The organism is Fuerstiella marisgermanici (genome assembly GCF_001983935.1).
Taxonomy (GTDB): Bacteria; Planctomycetota; Planctomycetia; order Planctomycetales; family Planctomycetaceae; genus Fuerstiella; species Fuerstiella marisgermanici.
Map to the genome: position 1 here is coordinate 282,281 of NZ_CP017641.1, position 20,208 is coordinate 302,488.

General features: G+C 56.8%; 9 protein-coding genes (1 of these 9 running past the window's edge). 2 read left to right on the plus strand and 7 right to left on the minus strand.

Annotated elements, in window-relative coordinates; all coding sequences use genetic code 11:
* Positions 1-5,627, plus strand: the end of a protein-coding gene (locus tag Fuma_RS36970; protein ID WP_077022491.1) for a VCBS domain-containing protein. 23,740 nt of this gene lie to the left of the window's left edge; 5,627 of the gene's 29,367 nt are visible here — the last part of the coding sequence; the start codon falls outside the window, past its left edge; its stop codon occupies positions 5,625-5,627.
* Positions 5,628-5,735: 108 nt separating this feature from the next.
* On the opposite strand, the gene Fuma_RS01025 is transcribed toward Fuma_RS36970, so the two are convergent.
* The 7 genes from Fuma_RS01025 to Fuma_RS01065 all read right to left on the minus strand — a co-directional run bounded on the left by Fuma_RS01025 (position 5,736) and on the right by Fuma_RS01065 (position 17,777).
* Entirely contained in the window at positions 5,736-7,130 is a 1,395-nt protein-coding gene (locus tag Fuma_RS01025; RefSeq protein ID WP_077028024.1) for a sigma-54-dependent transcriptional regulator, read from the minus strand.
* A gap of 378 nt (positions 7,131-7,508) precedes the next feature.
* Positions 7,509-9,458 carry an acetate--CoA ligase gene (gene acs / locus Fuma_RS01030; RefSeq protein ID WP_077022492.1) on the minus strand — a complete coding sequence of 650 codons (1,950 nt, stop codon included), beginning with the start codon at positions 9,456-9,458 and terminating at the stop codon, positions 7,509-7,511.
* A 207-nt stretch (positions 9,459-9,665) separates the two neighbouring features.
* Complete coding sequence (locus tag Fuma_RS01035) at positions 9,666-11,339, minus strand: hypothetical protein (protein ID WP_077022493.1); 1,674 nt, start codon at positions 11,337-11,339, stop codon at positions 9,666-9,668.
* A gap of 53 nt (positions 11,340-11,392) precedes the next feature.
* A complete protein-coding gene (locus tag Fuma_RS01040) occupies positions 11,393-12,088 on the minus strand; it encodes a class I SAM-dependent methyltransferase (RefSeq protein ID WP_077022494.1) in 696 nt (231 codons plus the stop codon).
* A 46-nt stretch (positions 12,089-12,134) separates the two neighbouring features.
* A complete protein-coding gene (locus Fuma_RS01045) occupies positions 12,135-13,448 on the minus strand; it encodes a glycosyltransferase family 2 protein (protein WP_145943879.1) in 1,314 nt (437 codons plus the stop codon).
* Positions 13,449-13,772: 324 nt separating this feature from the next.
* Positions 13,773-15,551, minus strand: coding sequence for a ShlB/FhaC/HecB family hemolysin secretion/activation protein (locus Fuma_RS01055; RefSeq protein WP_158520818.1), 1,779 nt, complete (start codon positions 15,549-15,551; stop codon positions 13,773-13,775).
* Between the two features lie 729 nt (positions 15,552-16,280).
* Positions 16,281-17,777, minus strand: a complete 1,497-nt coding sequence (locus Fuma_RS01065; RefSeq protein WP_229360817.1) for an amidohydrolase — start codon at positions 17,775-17,777, stop codon at positions 16,281-16,283.
* Between the two features lie 242 nt (positions 17,778-18,019).
* On the opposite strand from Fuma_RS01065, the gene Fuma_RS01070 reads away from it, so the two are divergent.
* Positions 18,020-20,068, plus strand: coding sequence for a S1C family serine protease (locus tag Fuma_RS01070; RefSeq protein WP_145943881.1), 2,049 nt, complete (start codon positions 18,020-18,022; stop codon positions 20,066-20,068).
* Positions 20,069-20,208: the final 140 nt, after the last annotated feature.

Genomic DNA, 20,208 nt, shown 5'->3' on the forward strand with positions numbered 1-20,208 from the left:
TCAGCGTCGACGAGAATTCAGCAAACACAACGGCTGTGGGAACGGTTTCTGCGAGTGATGTCGAGACCGATGGTTTGACGTACGCGATCACCGGCGGCACCGGTCAGACGGCGTTCGCGATCAACCCTAGTACGGGACAGATTACTGTTCTGGACGGGGCTCAGCTTGACTACGACACCACGCCAAGCTTCACGCTTCAGGTCGAAGTCACCGACGATGGTTCGCCGAACCGGACAACGACCGCAATGGTGACGATCGATCTCAACAACTTGACGAACGCGTTGTCAGGAACTGTCTTCAGCGACGAAGGTTTGACCACCGTTGGAGCGGGTGAAACGGTTCGCGTGCTCGTTAATGGAGTGTCTGCGGGCACGGGAACGACTGACGCCAGCGGGAACTACTCGATCAATGTCGGTCCGGAACTTTATGCGGAAGACACCATTGTTGTGTTCCTTGATAACGCAAGCTACCGAGCCAACACGTACACGGTGACTCCGGGCGGTGACTTCAGCGGATTGGATCTGTATGCCGATCACATCATGCTGCGGAATGACCATGGATCATCGCTGAACAACAACCAAGTTGCCGCCGCAATCGGTGCATACAGTGACGCCGATCTCCTGTTCGATGTAACTGGCACGGCATTGGAAGTGAATCGTACGGACGTGGAAGTTTATGTCGGCAGCGGGCAGACATTTATCACGACCGCCGACGTGGATGTGGCCGGTCTGAAAGTACTCGGCACGGTAGAAGGCGGCGTTTCGACATGGCGAGTCGGTGGCGACGTGGATTTGACGGCAGGCACGTTTCTTGTTCAGGACAGCTCGTGGGTTCTGGATTCCGGTGACGCGATAATCAGCACTGGCACGACTCGGTTCGCGAACTTTGAAATTGACTCAACGGGGACGAAGACAATCATCGGAACAGTCGATGTTGATGGCAGCCTGACAATCACCAGTGCGACTGCGATTGACGGCGGCGAAATTCGAGTGGCAGGTCATCTGACTTCTACCGACGCCGACGTTGCTGGAAGCACGACTGTTCGTCTGGATGGCACCGGCGATCAAACAATTTCCGGCGACGATCTTGGGAATGGCGATCTGTTTATCGACAAAACGTCGGGGACGGTTTCTTTGCTGGACGATCTGCTCCACAACGACTTGGGAACTCAGGACGTCTTTCTGGTTGCCGGTAACTTTGACGCGCGCGGGTTCACGGTTGCGGTCGGTTATCAAGTGAGACTGCTGGGAGGTGTGTACCATGCATCCGGAACGATTGACGGGCGGTTGACTGTCGAAAGCACGTCGACGCTTCACTTTGATGTGAACGGCTACGGCGCCGGCAACTACGACACGCTGGACGTGTCCGGCAACGTCTTGCTGCAGGCTGGTTCGCGACTTGGACTGGATCTCAACGGCGTATTGGGCGGTGGCATCGCGAACGACGCACTGACGTACGCGACTCGAACAGGCGTGTTCAGTGCAATCGATGTCACGAACAACCCGAACGGCTTCGAACCTGAAACTTTGTTCGATTCACCAACCGGCGCGATGGATATTCGACTGAATCGTGATCCCGTTTTGGCTATGCCGGGACCGGCCGCCGATTTCACGGAAGACGGTGGAGCGGTAGCGATCAATCCAGCGGCGACTGTCGCGGATCCTGATGGCTTCAATTTCGACGGCGGTACGCTGACGGTTCACTTCACCGCAAACAGTACTGCGAATGATCAACTGACGATCGAATCTACGGGCAATGTGACAATTTCGGGCGGCGACGTTGTCGTGAGCGGAATATCCGTCGGCTCGTTCAGCGGTGGAGCTAACGGCAGCGATCTTGTGATCAACTGGAACGCCAACAGCACGGCTTCGTCCATTCAGGAGGTCCTGCGAACGATTTCGTTTAACAACACTTCGCAGAATCCCGATGTGTCAACGCGGTACGTTCGGTTCACACTAACTGACGGCGACGGGGGCAGCAGTGCCGTACTGAACGGTATCAACATCGAAGCGATGAACGACGATCCGACCAACGCCGGTTCACTTCCGACTGATGTGACAGTGACTGAAGATGTGCTGTCGGACGTCGATTTGTCTTCCATCGACATCAGCGATGTCGACGACAACGGCAACCCGATGACTGTGATTATTTCTGCAGGGGGCGGCGGACGGCTGTACGGTTCAACCGGCGGCGGGGTCACTGTCACGGGCAACAGTTCGGCCGTGCTAACGCTGCAGGGAACTCGCGACGCACTCAACACGTTCCTTGCAACGCCGTCCAATGTGCAGTTTCTGCATGCCGTCGCTCACACAAACGGCGACGACGCCGAGCAACTTAAGATTGATGTCAACGACGGTGGCAATACGGGTACCGGCGGCGGATCGAACGTGACATTGGGTTACGTTAACGTCGATATTACACCGGTCAACGATTTGCCGGCCGGCGTGCCAACAATCAATGGCACGGTTCAGGAGGACCAGACACTGACCGCCGACACCAGTGGTATCAGCGATCCGGACGTAACCGGAGCCATCAGCTATCAATGGTTGCGAAACGGTTCGGTCATCTCCGGTGCGACTTCCAGCACGTACACGCTGGGCGATGCAGACGTGGATACTCGCATCAGCGTTGAGGTTCGATATACGGATGGCGACGGTACAGACGAAGGTCCGTTGACATCAGCGGAAACGGTATCGGTCGTCAATGTGAATGACGCGCCGACGATCACCGATATTGCGAATCAGACTATCGACGAAGACACATCGACGGGCGACCTCGCGTTTACCATCGACGATGTGGAAACGGCGGCTGACTCACTGACCGTTACGGCGACATCTGACGACCAGTCGCTGATCCCCAACGGAAACATTACGATTAGCGGCACTGGCGCCAATCGCACGATCAACGTTTCGCCAGCCGCCCACCGTAATGGCGGGCCGGTGACGATTACGGTGTCGGTCAACGATGGAACCACGGTCACTCAGACGACTTTTGACGTGACTGTCAACGCTGTCAACGACGCGCCAACGGGCAACGTTACGATTAGTGGCACGCCGACTGAAGATCAGGTCTTGACGGCCGGCAACACGCTGGCCGATGCCGACGGTCTCGGTACTGTCACGTACCAGTGGCAGCGAAACGGCGTCGACATTCTCGGAGCCACGGCGAGCACATATACATTGACGCAAACGGATGTTGGCTCAAGCATCCGAGTCGTTGCCAGCTACACAGACGGCCATGGCACCGACGAGAGCGTGACAAGTTCAGCGGTCGGTCCGGTTGGCAACACTAACGACACACCGACCGGCGTGCCGACGATCTCTGGAATTGTCCGAGAAGACCAGACACTGACAGCTGACACGTCGGCCATCAGCGACGAAGACGGTCTCGGCACGTTCACCTACCAATGGTTGCGAAACGGCTCGGCGATCAGCGGAGCAACCTCCGATAGCTATACGCTCGGCGACGCCGATGTGGGCCACCAGGTCAGCGTCGAAGTTCGCTACGTCGACGGGCACGGCAGTGATGAAGGTCCACTGACGTCTGCCGAAACAGTGGCCGTTGTCAACGTTAACGATGCTCCCAGCGGCATCGACAACACGATCAGCGTCACAGAAGACACCGCATACGTGTTCACTGCCGATGACTTTGGTTTTACCGACATCGATGGCCACGAACTTGATCTTGTCTATATCGACACCTTTCCGGCCAGCGGGCAACTGCTGTACGACGGAAGTCCTTTCGCCCCAGGCACTGCCATTCAAAAAGGCGATCTGGACTCGGGCCGCCTGACGTATCTTCCCGCCTTGAATGTCAATGGCAGCGCAGTCGCCAGCTTTACTTTTAGGGTTCAGGATGACGGAGGCACCTCGAACGGTGGCATCAACCTGGATGCGACTCCAAACACGATCATCATTGATGTCGTGGCGCAAAATGACGAACAGTTGATCGTCGTCAACCGCGGAGTTGAGATCGAAGAAGGCGATACCGGCGTTACGATCACCGGGACCATGCTGCAAACTGCCGACGTTGAGGACAGTCCAGACCAGATTGTGTACACAGTGACGACGGCGCCATCTACGGGCACGCTGCGGCGAGCTGGCGTAGTCTTAAATGGTGGTGCCACGTTCACTCAGGCCGACATCAACGCCGGGCTGTTGACCTACGATCACAACGGCAACGAAGTGTTCGCCGACAGCTTTGACTTCACCGTTGATGACAGCGAAGGCGGTGCGGTGTCGAGCGGTGGTTTCAGTATTGGGATCCTTCCGGTAAACGACAACGCTCCGGTGATCACAAGCGATAGTACCGTGTCCGTGCATGAGTTCGCGACGGCGGCTACAAACGTCACTGCTCTGGATGCCGACCGACCGGCTCAGGCATTGACATACACGATCGTGGGCGGAGCGGACGCGGACGAGTTTTCGTTGCATTCAGCAACCGGGGAGCTTGAGTTCAATGTTGCTCCACTGTTCATCACTCCGACCGACGCTGACGGAAACAACGTGTACGAAGTTGTCGTGGAGGTATCAGATGGCGAGGGACTCAGCAGCCTTCAGACAATCCAGGTTGAGGTGACCAACGTCAACGAAGCACCGGTCGCTGGTGACGACGCGTTTACTCTGAAGCAATTAGACACGCTTGTCGGTTCTGCCGGTTCGCTGACGGTCAACGACAGCGACATCGATGGAGATGCCATCTTCGTTATGTTGGCAGGTGGGCCGGCTAACGGAACGCTGCAACTGCAAGCTGACGGTTCGTTTTCGTACACGCCAAATGGAGCCTTCCACGGACAGGATTCGTTCACCTACTACGTGACCGACGGCGCATTAATCAGTAATGTTGCGACTGTCACTCTTGATGTCGAAGTTTCGGTTCCATCGGGCAATCAGGACAGCACTGACAGCGATCAAGGCGATAACGGCAGCGATGGTGATAACTCCCAAACGAATGACAATACCAGTGGCGAATCTACTGGTGACAACTCAGGGAGTGGTAGTGATGGTTCAGGTGAATCCGGCGACGCTGCGGGGGATGCAAGTTTGCCTGGCGAGTTAGTTAACAAGCCAGTGCACCGTCCGACCACATCGTCTTCGGCGGTGGGGGTTGACGCCGGGCCGACGACGGCGGATGTCGAGAGCTATGGTTTTACCGTAGATTCATTATCGAGTGTAGACGTGTTGCTGGTTGACGTTCCGGAAACGAGTGACTTTGACGCTCGAAGTCTGGCAGCGGAGCGACGAGGCGATAATTCTGTGGACGCGAATTACCGAGGTTTCGGGGACTTCCTGTTCTCACCGGTCCAGACTGTGAATCCTTTTGTCGCCGGTCGCATGTTCGACCTCGAGCAGAAGAGTTACCTGCAGCAACGGAACCGCGAAGAGTCGTCTGAGCAGATTGTTGAAACGATCGTAGTGGGAACCACCGCAGCCGTTTCAACTTCTGTTTCCGTTGGCTACGCCGTTTGGTTGCTGCGTGGCGGTTCGTTGCTGACGTCGTTCTTGTCGTCGATGCCGATGTGGCAGGGCTTCGATCCGCTACCGGTACTGGAATCGTTTGAGAAGGCTCAACGCGACAATGAAGACGAAGAATCGTTGGCGTCACTGGTGGCAGGACACGACGGATAGACGCGTCTACAGCGAATCTCGCTGACTTATGGCCGCGGAGCAAGCGTTTCAGACGACAAAGGCTGTTTGCCACGAGCCCGAAACGTCCACAACAAAAGGTGAAATGCTCTAACCGGCCTCGCGACACTGTTCCAGTTGTCCCAGCCGGTTGTACAAGGTTTTCAGAGCGATACCCAGTTCTTTGGCTGCACTCGGCTTATCGCCTTCGTGCTTTTCGAGGACGTGCAGGATCATTTGGTCCTCCATTTCCCGCAGAGTTCTGGGTTCGTCGCCAAACTGAATGCCGTCTGAAGAAGCGGACGGTGTGCTGCCACCTTTAATCATGCTGCGAGGCAGATCTTCAGGCATGATGCACTTGCCATCGGACAAAATCATGGCGTGTTCCATGACGTTGGCTAGCTGGCGTACGTTGCCAGCCCATTCCTGCGATTTCAACAATGCGATCGTCTCCGGGGCCAGGATGGATTCCGGGGCGGTTTCTCGTTTTAGGTGGCGAGCGATCAGGTGACGAGCCAGAGCGGGAATGTCGTCGCGGCGTTCTCGCAATGGCGGCAGGTGAATTTCAAACGTGTTGACTCGAAACACGAGGTCTTCGCGAAACGTGCCCGCTTCGACCATTTCCTGCAGGTCGCAGTTGGTCGCACACACAATTCGCACGTCGACTCGGAACGGTTCGTTTTCGCCGACGCGCCGGACCTCGCCGGACTCCAAAAATCGAAGCAGCTTGACCTGCATCGACTTGTCTAGTTCGCCCAGCTCGTCCAAAAACAGAGTTCCGCCGTTGGCGACTTCGAACAGGCCAGTGCGCGCCGTGTCGGCTCCGGTGAAGGCACCTTTGCGGTGTCCGAAGAACTCACTTTCGACCAGATTCTCGGGGATTGCTCCACAGTTGACCGCCACAAATGGCGCGTCTGCTCGTTCGCTTTGTTCGTGAACGCGGCGAGCCACCATTTCCTTGCCGGTACCCGTTTCGCCCAGAATCAGAACTGCGGAATCCGTCGGTGCGATCTTCTCGATCAGCGTTTTGACGCGTTCCATCGATTTCGATTCGCCGATCAGATCCGAGCGACCCTCAACCTGTTTCAGGCGGCTCTCCAGCGCCGTATTCTTATTCTGCAGACTCTTCTTGTCGCCGATTCGCTGCAACACTGCCGAAATTTCGAACAGGGAAACCGGCTTCGGCAAGAAGTCGTAGGCTCCCATTCGAATGGCTCGGATCGCATCGTCCATGCTGCCGTGACCGGTGCTGATTACGTAATCCGTTTCCGGAGAATGCTCACGCAACTGGTCGATGACATCCCATCCGCTGCCGCCGGGCATACGGAGATCGACAATGGCCGCGTCGAACGTGTTCTTGCTGACCGCTTCGATGGCTTCGCCCGGAGACCGGCAAATCGTGGCCGTGTGACCCATGCGAGGAAGTTCGGATTCCAGCAGCCCGGAAATGGACTCATCATCATCGACGAACAGGACGCGCAGTTTGTGCTTGGAAGATTGAGACACGGCCAACTCCATGGCAAATCCGCTCCGAAATCCGTCCGAAGCGTTGGTTTTGAGATCATTTCTGCCGAAGAGACTCGCGCATCGGCGAGGTGAGAGAGGTTCGACGACACGCATTCATATCAGATGTGTCCCCGCGCGACAACGTTCATTGCGCAGCCGAAATACCCTCGAATTGTCCACAAAACGCCTCGCAGGGGCCTCCGAAACAGCTTCGGAGGCCCTGAGTGCGAATCATCGGAAAAAGCAAAATACGTCCGACGCCAAGCCCTGTCACCTAACCGGTGACCGGCAAGACGCTAGCCGCCGGTGGAACGAAAACCCCGCTGCCAGCGGATTCGTCCACGAGTTCCTGGGCAATTTTAAATTGCGGGACAGAGGCTAGTCGTCCTCTTCACGCAGCTTTGCCAGAATCGTGTAGTCTTCCAGCGTGCTTGTATCCTGCGTAGACTCTCGGCCGGCCGCAATATCTCGCAGCAATCGCCGCATGATCTTGCCGCTGCGAGTCTTGGGAAGGGCGGCGGAAAAACGAATCTGATCGGGTGTTGCGAGGGCTCCGATCTGTTCGCGAACGTGCTTGATCAGTTCGGCCTGCAATTCTTCCGAATGCTCGTCCTCTTTCAATGAGACGAAACAGCAGATGCCTTCGCCCTTGATTTCGTGAGGAAAACCGACGACGGCCGCTTCAGCGACTTTCGGGTGAGCAACCAGCGCGCTTTCGACTTCCATGGTGCTGAGTCGATGGCCCGATACGTTGATCACGTCGTCGACGCGACCCATCACCCAGATATAGCCGTCCTGGTCCAGACGAGCCCCGTCGCCTGCGAAGTAGCGGCCTTCGATTGTCGAAAAGTAGGTTTCGATAAATCGATCGTGGTCGCCGTACAGGGTTCTGAGCATATGAGGCCACGGCTGAGCCATGACCAGCAGGCCGCCTTCGTTAGGCCCGAGTGCTTCGCCGCTTTCGGAAACGATTTCCGGCACAACACCCGGCAAAGGTTTGGCGCAGCTTCCTGGTTTTGTCGGAGTCACCCCTGGCAGCGGGCTGATCATGATGCCGCCGGTTTCGGTCTGCCACCATGTGTCGACAATCGGGCAGCGTTCCTGACCGATGATCTGGTGATACCACATCCATGCTTCGGGGTTGATGGGTTCGCCGACCGTGCCGAGAACTCGCAGGCTGGACAGGTCGTACTTCTCCGGCCACTGATTGCCCCATTTGATGAACGCTCGAATGGCGGTCGGCGCTGTGTAGAAAACGCTGACCTGGTACTTTTCGATCAACTCCCAGAACCGACCTTCGTCCGGCCAGTTGGGAGCACCTTCGTACATGACGACGCTGGCACCGTTGGCGAGTGGTCCGTAGCAGATGTAGCTGTGTCCCGTGACCCAGCCAATGTCGGCCGTACACCAATACGTGTCGTTTTCTTTTAGATCGAAGACCCACTGGGTCGTCATCATGGTTCCCAGCAGGTAGCCAGCAGAGGTGTGCAGGACTCCTTTAGGTTTGCCAGTGCTACCCGACGTGTACAGGATGAACAGCGGATGTTCGCTGTCGAGTTCTACCGCATCGCACTCGGCCGACGCGTCCTGCATTAGGTCGTGCCACCAGAAGTCACGGTCAGGAACCATGTCAATGTCGCCGCCCGTGCGTTTGACCACGATTACTTTTTCGACCGTCGGTGATTTTTCGAGGCTGGCATCGACAGCCGCCTTCAACGGAATTTCCTTGCCACGCCGCCAGCCGCCGTCGGCCGTGATGACGACTTTCGCTTCGGCGTCGTTATTTCGATCTGCGACGGCGTCTGCACTGAAGCCGCCAAAGATGATCGAATGAACGGCCCCGATTCGAGCACACGCCAGCATGGCGAAGACGAGTTCCGGAATCATCGGCATGTAAATGGTGACGCGGTCGCCGGTTTCGACGCCCATGTTCTTCAGCACGTTGGCGAATTTACATACTTCGCGGTGAAGATCCTGATAGCGAATAACTCGAGTATCACCAGGTTCGCCTTCCCAGATAATGGCCGCTTTGTTGCGGCGTTCGGTTTCCAGATGCCTGTCCAGGCAGTTGTAGCTGACATTGATTTTTCCACCGGTGAACCATTTGGTGTTCGGCATTTCGCCGTCCATCACGGTGTCCCAGCGCTTGAACCAGCTGAGATTTTCAGCCATTTCACCCCAAAATCCGGCCGGATCATCCTTCGCGTGCTGCCACAGTTCCTGATACTGCTGTTCACTATTAATGCCGGCATCCGCCACAAACGTCGCGGGCGGCGCGAAGGAACGGTTTTCGGTCAAAATACTTTCGATGTTGGTGTTTTCCGACATGGCTGGTAGGTCTCGCTCTGGTAGGCTCAGGTTCGTTGCGGTGCTCGCGAAAATGGCGCGGCAGGTGACTTGATAAGTGGCACCTTTATTAGCGACGTGTTCCGCAATTGTCCATCAAGCGAGCGGCATTCTTGATGTTCCGGCGGCAGCCTGGCGAATGTGCAGAATCACAGGCCGCAGAACCAGTAGGGTTTGAAAACAGCGAATTTAGGGCAACGTTTTCGGTGCGGACAGCGCCAACCCACTTTCGTCCGCCTGCGTCAACCGGGTTGCGGTTGCGAGCGTCGCTGCTGGCCGATTTTCAGCGGCCAGCTTAGCCAGCGGGGTCGCTCCAGTTTGCGTGGTGAGGCAGCTGATTGCGGTGCCCGGGCCGTTGGATTCGAGTTGCCATACCGTTCGATCAGAAAAGTAGGCTCGCAATTTCGAATCGCGTTCTTCACCCAGGCTGCGTGCCCAGACGACCCGCGCGGCGTCGATGTCGGCTCGGTTGTAAACCCATTCTTCGTGTGTCGTGTGGCCAGACCCGTAGGTGACCAGGACCAGGTGATCGCCGGGTTGCTCGTGAAGTTGCTGCGTCACACGTTGCCGCATCGCTCCGAAATTCTGGTCGGCTTCGCCGCGCACATGAGCCGTCTCCAGACTTAGCTTCAACGTCAGCAGCAACGCGACCACAGCCACTGGCTGAATGGAAGGCAGGCGTCTGCGGGCCAGGACGTGCAGGTATCGGACGGCCTGTACGAACAGCAGAAGAATCAGCGGAGCCGTCGGCGCTAGATATCTCGGGTTAGCAAAAACGGCGACGGCTGACACGCACAGCATCAGAGATATCAGCACGAATGGCTGCCGCAGCTTGCGGCTTCGCAACAGCGGAACAGCAAGAAGCAGAAAGAGCACAGGGAGCGGCACGTAAAAGAAGTAGATGTCACTGAGCATGTCCAGTTTTGTGCTGAGAATGCCACTGAACGTCTGCTGTTGGCGGAACCAGTCCATGGACCAGTCGGCATGGTACGCTCGCAACGCCGGATGACTGTAACTGCGGTCTTCCGGTGGCGACTGCCACACAAACAGCGGACAAATGCCGTACGTTTCTTCGTGGATCTGATAGGCCATCCGAGTTGGCGAACCGGTCACTTCATAATTGACCCATCCCAGCAGCGACAGCCCGCCTGCCATAAGCAACGAGAACGGCAGGATGGTGCGGAAGACCAGTTGGTTTGCTGAAGGCGGCGATTTCCGGACCCACTCAACAATGACGCAGCCGCCGCACAAGATGCACAACATCAGTCCTTCATACGGGCGACTGGCAGCCAGAAGAATGGCTCCCGTCGCCATTAGGGCTGAACTAAAAATGGAAACCGAATTCGCCAAACGCGGGACGGCGCCGAACACCAGAATCCCACCCAGCAGAGCTAGGTTTTCTACGAAAAAGCACTGCCCCAGGTAGACCTGAAGGTTTGGATGCAACGCAAACAGCAGTCCGCCGTTAAAGGCCCATCGCCGCGGCATGAAACCAAGCAGCATCCAATAGAAGGCTGCGGTTGCCAGTGCTGTGATGCACCACACGCCGACGATTGGTCGACCGAACACAACCTGTCCGAACGCGAGAACCGCTCCGGGGCCCGGCGGATACTTCGATGCGTAGCTGGGCTGCTGTATGATGTGGAAGGATTCGAAGTGTTCCCACATCGGGTGCGACGGATTGGTCACACGTCCTTCGACAAACGTATCGGCCGCTAACAGTTTGCTGAATTCGTCGTGCAGGCTGGCGGTCGGCGGCTGAATCCATGAGATCGCAGCGGCGATGACGAACGCCAGCACAGCCAGGCTGGCGGCCGACGACGTGTGTGTGCGCCTCAGTCGTTGAAGAATATGCGATGTCATGGCCTGTTTCGCCTGATGTGAACTCGCCGTCAGATGTCGAGCTGTCGCCCGTTTCAAACGCGGCCGATAAACATCAGCTTGCCCCAGTGAGTCACTAACCGCTCAGTTGTGAAGGCAAACTTGAGGATCTCCAGAATCGGCGCGGGCTGGTATCGCCACTGGTCGTACGTTTCACGTTCGTGAATGTAGAGTTCCTCAAAGGCATCCAGTTTGTCCCAAAGTCGCCGTGCGGTCGGCGAGGCGGATGCGGCGTGAACCATTCGCAGGAAGAGCGTGTTCCACGGTTCGACGATCAGAAACCGTCCGCCCGGTTTTAGAACTCGCTTTACTTCGTCGACTGTTTTCTGCACATCGGCGGGAAAGTCCGGCAAGTGATGCAGGCCGCCCTGCACCGCGATTACGTCGCGTGACGAATCATCGAACGGCAGCTTGCGGCAATCGGCCACGTAGCATTTTGCAGGTCCGTCGTATTGAGAAATCAGGTTGGCAGACAGGTCCGCTCCTTCAAGATTTTTGAAGCCAAGTTGCTGCCACGCAATTAACCCCGCTCCTCGACCACAGAAGATTTCAACCACGGACAGGTTGCGGTCCCACTGTTCGCAGCCGAACCAGCGCAGTCGCTTGCGGAATTTTTTGATCTCCTGCTCCGGCGTTTCAAACCGAGCGAACGCGCGTTCCCATGCGTCGTCGCATGAGACCTGGCCTTCGTCGATGTGAACAAGTTGCGGAGCTTCAAGTGTTGCTGTCATCGGGACGATTTCGCTTTCATGTGTGAATGTTTTTCTGGCAGCAGGTCTATCGCCGGGCCATCAGCAGGATGCTTAGGAAGAAGCTGGATAGCGTTGTCTGGCAGCCCAACGCGACCAGTGTGACGCCTGGAATCACCCATCGCATCGTGCTGCCATAGTCGAGCGGTCCGAAGTCAACGGCGCTCCACTTGGCTACGGCCGCGCCCAGTAGAAACACTCCGCCGGTCAACGCCGCTCCGCCAATGATCAGGCCGCGTTCCAATGTCGCCGTGCGGAAGAACCACTTCATTCGAGGACTGTCCGGCATCAGCCGTTCGGAGATTGCGAATGTGCGAGTGAACATCCCGAACTGCAGACACTGGTAGCCGACCAAAATCGACAGGCTGGCATACAGCAGCGAATGAGCTCCCAAAGTTGCTCCCATGATCGTAGTGCCGGGAAACGCAAGGCCGCCTACGGCGACTCCGGCAAACATCAGCAACAGTCCGGGGACAAAAAACAGCCACGTCGGGCTGTACATCAGAAAGAAGCGAAGAGTCCTCCAGCCGTCTCTGAAGGTGCGAAGGTGTGGTGCGTGAGCCTTCCGGCCATCCGGATGGAGCGTGATCGGCGTTTCGGCAATGTCCACGCCGAACAGGCTGCTTTTGATGATCATTTCGGTTGCGAATTCCATCCCGGAACAACGCAAATCCAGTTGGTCGTACAGCTTCCGCGTGAAGCCACGTAGTCCGCAATAGACATCGTGGATCGGCGCAGAAAACATGTGGCGCACCATCATGGAAAACATGGGGTTGCCCAGCCATCGATGCAGCAGCGGCATTGCGCCCGGTTTGATGGTGCCTCCACCGCCTGGCAGCCGACATCCCTGCACCAGGTCATGCCCGTCTCGCAGCCGTTCGACGAATGTGGGAACTTCCAGAAAGTCGTAGCTGTCGTCCGCGTCACCCATGATGACAAACTTGCCGCGCGCCGCTTCGATCCCGCCCATTAGCGCGCTGCCATAGCCTTTTTCGCGGACATGGACGACGCGTGCGCCGCAGATGTTTGCGATTTCAATGCTGCCGTCCGTGCTTCCGTTATCGGCGATCACCACTTCGCCGCGAATGCCGGCTTCCTTCATGGATTGCTGAGCTTTGCGGATGCAGACTTCGAGCGTATCCGCTTCATTCAGGCAGGGCATCACAACAGAGACCTCCGGCGGAACTTCCGGTGCTGGAGTCTCTGAATCGGTCGTGTCACAACTTGTCAGACACTCGTGAATTGCTTTTTCCGCCTGGCGGAGTTGAGCGATCACGCCATCGTCGATGACAAACGGTTGTTGAGTTGCTTCGACGACAGTAGAGGGAGAAGGAAGTGCCATAGCCTGCCATCGCGAAGTGGGGTTTCTTGTTTGAATGTGTCCGCCACGGATGCCACGTTGCGGATAGTAAACATACCCCTTCCACTGACACTGTCAAAAAATCCGATTGCTGAAGCCGCGCGCTTTGGAGACGCCTGTATGGGTCGCGGCGATTGTCGGTATTGTCGGGCCGATGATGGCTGCTAAATCGGTCCTTGTGGAATTGGGGCGGGGTGTGTGGCCGGCGTTGGAGCAAGAAACGAGTGAAACCCCGGTGTTCGTTTCGCTCAATCTAACCTCGGCCAACCTCGAAGGAAGCGTGCTTCCACTTCGGTGCGGAGATCTTTAGTACGACAGCACAGCACCGACGTGCAGCCGGCCTTTGCTGTTTTCGGCCAGCTTGTCTCGCAACGGATAGCCGTAGTCGAGCCGTAGCGAGCAGTTCGGATCGATCGAATACCTAAGCCCCACACCGGTACTCGCGAGAAATTCCTGGTCCGGTGAATTCAACGCGGCGTCGTACGCGCCCCAGTTAAACTGCTGGCCTGCGTCCAGAAAGGTAAGCAGAGTCAGCGAGGTTTGCTTGTCGTTGCAGCAGCCAATGATCGGCTTCGAGCGGTATTCCATGTTCAGAATATAGCCCGAATCGCCGTTGACGGTCCGCATGTCGTACCCGCGAATCGTGTCGTAACCGCCAAAGCCAAGCTGTTCTGACGGAAGAAGTTTGTAACTGCCAAGTTGCCCGGTCGCTCGCACAAACAAGTCACTGCGAGCACCCACTTCGTACAGGCGTTCTACATATCCGCGACCGTAGCCGTACAGTGATTTCGCTCCGGAACGAAATCGTGAAAAGTCCGAATCGCGATTTGACGACAGCAGGTGGCCCGGGCTGAAGTAGCCGTCGACACCGTAGGCCGTGTAGCCATCGTCGTACTGTTGCCGGCTACCTAACCCGGCCATGAAGTTCACAACGTGAACGTCACTTGACTGAATATTGGTGCCACCGAAGTCCAGATCATTATCCGTGCCTTTGACATCCAGCCCGAAGTGCATCTCATCCAACCGGCAGTTGTCTTCGTGTAGTGGATGATTGTATCGCAACGAAACCTGCCACATGCGACCGTCCGTCGGATCGCCGGCCACGGGCAACAGGTTATCCAGATTTCCGTAACTTCCGTAGATGGTCCATGAATCACGGTTGTCGAAAATTGGGGCCGTGTATGTGAACGAATGCACGCCAACGCGACCGGCCAGTTGAGCGTCCGCTTCAAATTGATAACTGAACTGTCCGTCGTCCCCTTTGGGATTCGCTCGGTTAAAGCCGAATACCATCCGTTCGCGGTTGGTGGATCGAGTTCCCGTGTCGCGGTAACCAACAAAGCCTCGCATTGGCCGCTGTTCGCAAACACTGTAGACGACATCCGTTGTGCCCGCCGCCTGTCCCGGTTCCAGCGTTACGCCGACGGTGCGATATGGGTTCTTGTTGTACCACAGCAGTTCGTTTTCCAGTGACGCCACAAAGATGTTCTGCCCGGGCCGCAGCCAGCTTTGCCGCTGCAGCAGACAATCGTCGAAGTGGCAGTTGCCTCGAAAATCGATTCTGCCGATTTTCGACTCCGTGATCACAACCTGCACGACTCCGTCGGTGATGTCCTGACCGGGCGGCATGTGAACTTCGACCACGGGCTGCCCGTTGTTGCGGTACATCGTGACGATGTGTTGAGCCAACTGATTGAGCGCCAGAATGGAAATGGGCTGCCCGAGATACGGCTGCATTTCTGACTTGAACCCGTCGCCGCGAGCCACCGTCAGGTCGGCTTTGGGGTCGAGTCGAATGCCTTCGAACGGCTTGATGGGATCCTGAAGGCGGCTTTCGTCAGCCAGGATCATCACGCCCTTCAGTTCCTCAATGATCACCTCCGGCGAACCATCGGCATACGTCGCAGGCGGAACGGGCAGGTTTACGACATTGCGTCCGGTGGTCGGAGTGTCCGGCCGGTAGCGGTCCATGTCCTGAGCGGCAAGCGGCACGCTGCACGAAACACTGGCGACAATCGTCAGCAGGAAGGCAGCAGAACGCGGCCGACCTCTTTTGATGGCCAGCGGTGCGAAGCGATGTGGCATGCTGCGAATTCCTTTTCTGTTCCACTGCAGGACGTGGTCCACAATCGTGAACGCGGAGCCAAAAGGCAGGGTTGATCGCAAGATCAATACAGCGCAATCCGTCGCGCGGTCTTCGGGCATCTCATTGAAAGGATCGGTAGGGCCTGGCTCGCGAATAGACCAAACCCGGCTTAGCCCGTATCTGCGGCGCTTGCAGAAAAACGGGTGCAACGGACAGAATCGTCGCAGTTGTTACAACCGTCAAAGTCGGCGCAGCACAGTGCTTCCGGACCAGCGGGTGCAGCGCAGTGGTTGCAGAGTGGACCAAGCGCGAGGTCCCTGACGCACGGCGCTGCGGTGCTCGCGATGTTCACTGCAGCAGAATGAATTGGCAACTATCTAACTGGACAGCGCCATGTCGGTGCTAATGGTAACCCGAAGTGTAAGCGAGGGATCGAGTTGCGACGAATCCCTCGCTTACGCATCGGGTTACCCAAAACACGGCCCAATGACCAAAGGTGGCGCTATCCAGCTAATCAAACGCACAGAAGGTTTGATGACATGCGCTGACGGTCTCGCAGTCACGATAGATGCAATCTCTTATTACCGCATCCCGCATGATAAGGACATCTGCCCTGCGAACGCGGCTAACGCGTTGGGCACACGTCAGTCCGCGGATTTCGCCGAATCGGCTTCCCCGGAAACGCCCAACGTCAACTGCAACTATTCCTGCAATCTTCTGCGTGTAAACTATTCTTCGGACGACGCAGCGGTGCTGGGGCGACGGTAATTCAGCGGCGGCTTCTGGCCGGGTTGCATCAGCGATCGATAGGTGGTGTCGCCGCGACGCTCCTTCAACTCTGCCGCAGCCTGCTGCAAAACGCCAGGGTTGGTGAATAGTTCTGCTGCGGTGAGAGCCAGAGTGCGAGCCGCAAGGTGCATGCCCTGCTCTGCAATCCGATGCCCTCCGCAGGCAACCGCTTGCCAGGAATGGCCCGGAGTACCAGGCACCCAGCAGGCCGTGTTGAAGCCTGTGGTTGGCACCACCCATGACACATCGCCGACGTCTGTGGAACCCATTCCCACGGTGCCGCTCACGTCTTCCACTTCCGCAATCGATTCCAGCGGCTTGGGTTTCGGAAGTGCATCTCGCATGCGCACAACAAACTTCAGATCGTCTTCGGTGTACGACAGGTCATTCAGCTGCTTCAGATTTTTTGCGACGATTCGTGACAGAGTCTGGTTCGGCAGGATTTCGCGAATGCCACCTTCGAAGCCGATTTCCAAATCCGTTTCTGTGGCCAGCGCGCCTGCTTTCGCGCACAGTTCCAGTCGCTTGTATAGCGGTCGCAGAATGTCGGCTTCGGGGTGACGAATGTAATAATAAACTTCGGCGAAAGCCGGTACGACGTTTGGCGCTTCGCCGCCAGCGGTGATGACGTGATGAATTCGCGTTGTTTGCGGCGTGTGTTCTCGCAGTAATTGAGTCGCGTGATTGGTGAGTTCCACAGCGTCGAGTGCAGATCGGCCCTGTTCGGGAGCTCCAGCTGCATGAGCGGCCTGGCCACGAAAACGGAACTTGACCGCCATCCGAGCAAGGCTGCTTTTATCGCCGGCGGCGTTACGGCTGGACGGATGCCAATGCAGCACAGCGTCGCAATCGTCGAACATGCCGGCCTGCACCAGAAACACTTTTGCACTGCCCCCTTCTTCGGCCGGGCAGCCATAGAACCGGACAGTGCCGGGAAGTTTGCCTGCTTTAATCTGCTCCGCAATTGCGATGGTTGCTGACGCCGACGCGGTGCCAAACAAATGGTGCCCGCAACCGTGGCCGTAGCGGTTGGCGTCATCGCGAGCGACTCGTTCGGGCGCCGCCGTTTGACTTAGCCCAGGCAGCGCGTCGAATTCTCCCAGAATTCCGATTACGGGTTTGCCCGCACCGAATTCTGCTGTGAAGGCCGTCGGGATGTCGGCCACTTTGTGAGTTACCTTAAGTCCGGCCGCCTGCAATGTGTCAGCCAGAAGCGCGGACGAAAAAGTTTCCTGGTAACCAGGTTCCGCAGTCACCCAGATCTTCTGAGCAATCTGCCACGACGCTTCTCGCCGGTCAACGATAGACTGCATAAGCGAGTCGGTGACGGCGGAAAGAGCTGTTGTCGTGTCGTTGGTTTGAGCGGCTGCTGGCGACAAATGGAATACGACAAAGCTGCAGGCGGGCAACATAAAACTAAGCAGGAATCGAATCATGAAAGTTGAACTCTGCTGTGGTGAGAAGTGACGAAGTACGGCGATTTCGTGAGAAGCCTTGATGGCTCGCGTCTAAAAAGAAGATCGACGGGATGTGAATCCGATGGACTTCAACTGGAAATTTGCGTCCCGTCGGTCGTAGAATCTTAACTCCATCTACAATTGAGAACCTGCCGCAATTCGCGTGGCTGTTCGCACAGACCTGCATTGAGACGGTTCCATCACCATATCAGGCGCTCAAAATGAAACAAACGTTCCTGACCGTTCTGTGTTTCGCCGGGATGCTCACAGGCTCCGCCTCCGCCGACCTGGCCTCCCTGACCGCCCGGCAACAAAAGCTGGACGCCGCTCTTGAAAAGGTAAGTCCCGCGCTGGTGTCGGTGGAAGATGGATTCGGTGCGGGTAGCGGCATCGTGGTCTCCGGCGATGGCATTGTGTTGACCGCGTCGCACGTCGTGGATACTCATCGCCGCAATCGTCCCAACCCACGGCTGAAAGTGGTGTTCCCGGACGGCAGTCGATATCAGGCAAAGTTACTCGGGATGAATCGTTCCGACGACGCGGCCATGTTGAAGATCACTGAGTCGCCTCGCAACGGTGAGGAATTTCCGTTTGTTGACCTTGGTGAATCCGACAAGCTTAGTCGCGGCGATTGGTGTTTCGCGCTTGGCCATCCCGGCGGCTTCAACCTGGAACGTCCGGCTCCCGTTCGGCTGGGGCGAGTTCTTTCTGTCGGCCATCGGACGGTAGTTTCCGACTGCGCGATCGTGCTCGGTGATTCTGGCGGGCCGCTGTTCGATATGTCCGGCAAGCTGATCGGCATTCACAGCATGATCACAGAGGTGATTGTAGAAAATCGCCATGTGGCCATCGATTGCTTTCGTCGTGATGGCGACCGCATGGAAAACGGCGAAAGCTGGGGCCGCTTGGTCGCTCATGACAACGACCTTGCCGAGACCGATTTTATGGGCGTTCATTTGCGTTGGCGAAGTTTCACGCCGGAGGTTTCGCGAGTGGTTCGCAACAGCCCGGCCGACAAGGCTGGACTGCGTTCCGGCGACATTCTCTTGAAAGTGGCGGACCAACAGTTCGCTGACCCGCTTGGGTTGAGCAACCTGCTGGAACACCTCGCATCGCATCAGCAGACCACATTGCTGGTCGATCGCAACGGCCGCGAAACGTCGTTGTCACTCACGACGGGCGCAAAACCTGATGGCCGAGACCGCAGGCGTTCAGAGACTCGTGAAGTCGAAGTGGACAGCGACGATCACGAACGGATCCGCGAACTGACGAACCAACTCACATCATTGCGAACTGTCGGCCCATACGAAAAACGTGCACCTGAAGAGCTGGCTCGCTTTGAACCGTCTTTGCGGGAATCGAGCCAGAGTGTCGTCGAGATCCGTCGCTATGGAGAAACTCTGACGCTGGGCACGATCATGAGTAGCGATGGTTACATCATGACGAAGGCCAGTGAAATTGAAAACGTGAAGCGTTGCGACTGCATCCTTCCTGATGGCCGCAGTGTGAAGTTTGTCGAAGTGGCGACTGACTTTGCATACGACCTGATGCTGATCAAAGTGAACCAGCGGGGACTGACGCCGGTCAGCTGGAACCTGCGATCCGAGGTCAAGCCAGGCCGAATTGTGATCACAACGGATTCTCGCGGGGCACCTTTGTTGCCAGGTGTGATCAGTGTCGCCAGCCGCAAGCTGCCGACATCGACAAAAGGTTTTCTGGGAGTGCAGTTGAAGCAAGTCTGGGACGAGTACGGCAACAAAACGGCAGTGGGAATTTCAAACGTATTCGCAGGCGGAGCGGCCAAGCGGTACGGCGTGTTGGAAGGTGATCAGGTACTGTCAATCGATGGAGTCACGGTCCGTACGAGTGAAGACATGATGAGAAAAGTGAAGTCGATGCCACCGTACAGCAAAATCACACTGCGAATCGATCGAAACGACGAGATCAAGACACTCGAAATCGTCTTAACGCCGAAATTCATCGATGACAGGCAGGCGATGCTGGAACGGTACCAGGATCCGAAGAACTACGGCCGTTTTGCCAGCACTCACAATTCAGGATTTCCGGAAGCGATTCAGCACGACACCGACTTGTATCCGCGTCAGTGCGGCGGTCCGTTGTTCGACATTTCTGGCCGAGCGGTCGGCCTGAACATCGCTCGCGCAGCACGCATCACCAGCTACGCGATTCCCGCGTCGGCGGTCGTGCGAGTTTACGAACAGCTCAGAGTCAAAGGCGATCAGCCAGCCAGCCTGAAGAAGGCAGGTTAGTGGCAGTCAACATTTAGTGTTGGTTTAGTCGCTGGGCTTTGGCCACGGTTCACATTCGAACAACCGAGACCAACGCCCGTCAGCTGGTAAGCACATCTCCGAACTATTAGCCCTGACAATACAGAGCTACGCGCGGTTCG

Bases quoted from the DNA above. Each gene is read 5' to 3' on its own strand.
- Fuma_RS01055 (WP_158520818.1), bottom strand. From the start codon at position 15,551: ATGCCACATCGCTTCGCACCGCTGGCCATCAAAAGAGGTCGGCCGCGT.
- Fuma_RS01040 (WP_077022494.1), bottom strand. From the start codon at position 12,088: ATGACAGCAACACTTGAAGCTCCGCAACTTGTTCACATCGACGAAGGC.
- Fuma_RS01070 (WP_145943881.1), top strand. From the start codon at position 18,020: ATGAAACAAACGTTCCTGACCGTTCTGTGTTTCGCCGGGATGCTCACA.
- Fuma_RS01065 (WP_229360817.1), bottom strand. From the start codon at position 17,777: ATGATTCGATTCCTGCTTAGTTTTATGTTGCCCGCCTGCAGCTTTGTC.
- acs (WP_077022492.1), bottom strand. From the start codon at position 9,458: ATGTCGGAAAACACCAACATCGAAAGTATTTTGACCGAAAACCGTTCC.
- Fuma_RS01045 (WP_145943879.1), bottom strand. From the start codon at position 13,448: ATGGCACTTCCTTCTCCCTCTACTGTCGTCGAAGCAACTCAACAACCG.
- Fuma_RS01035 (WP_077022493.1), bottom strand. From the start codon at position 11,339: ATGACATCGCATATTCTTCAACGACTGAGGCGCACACACACGTCGTCG.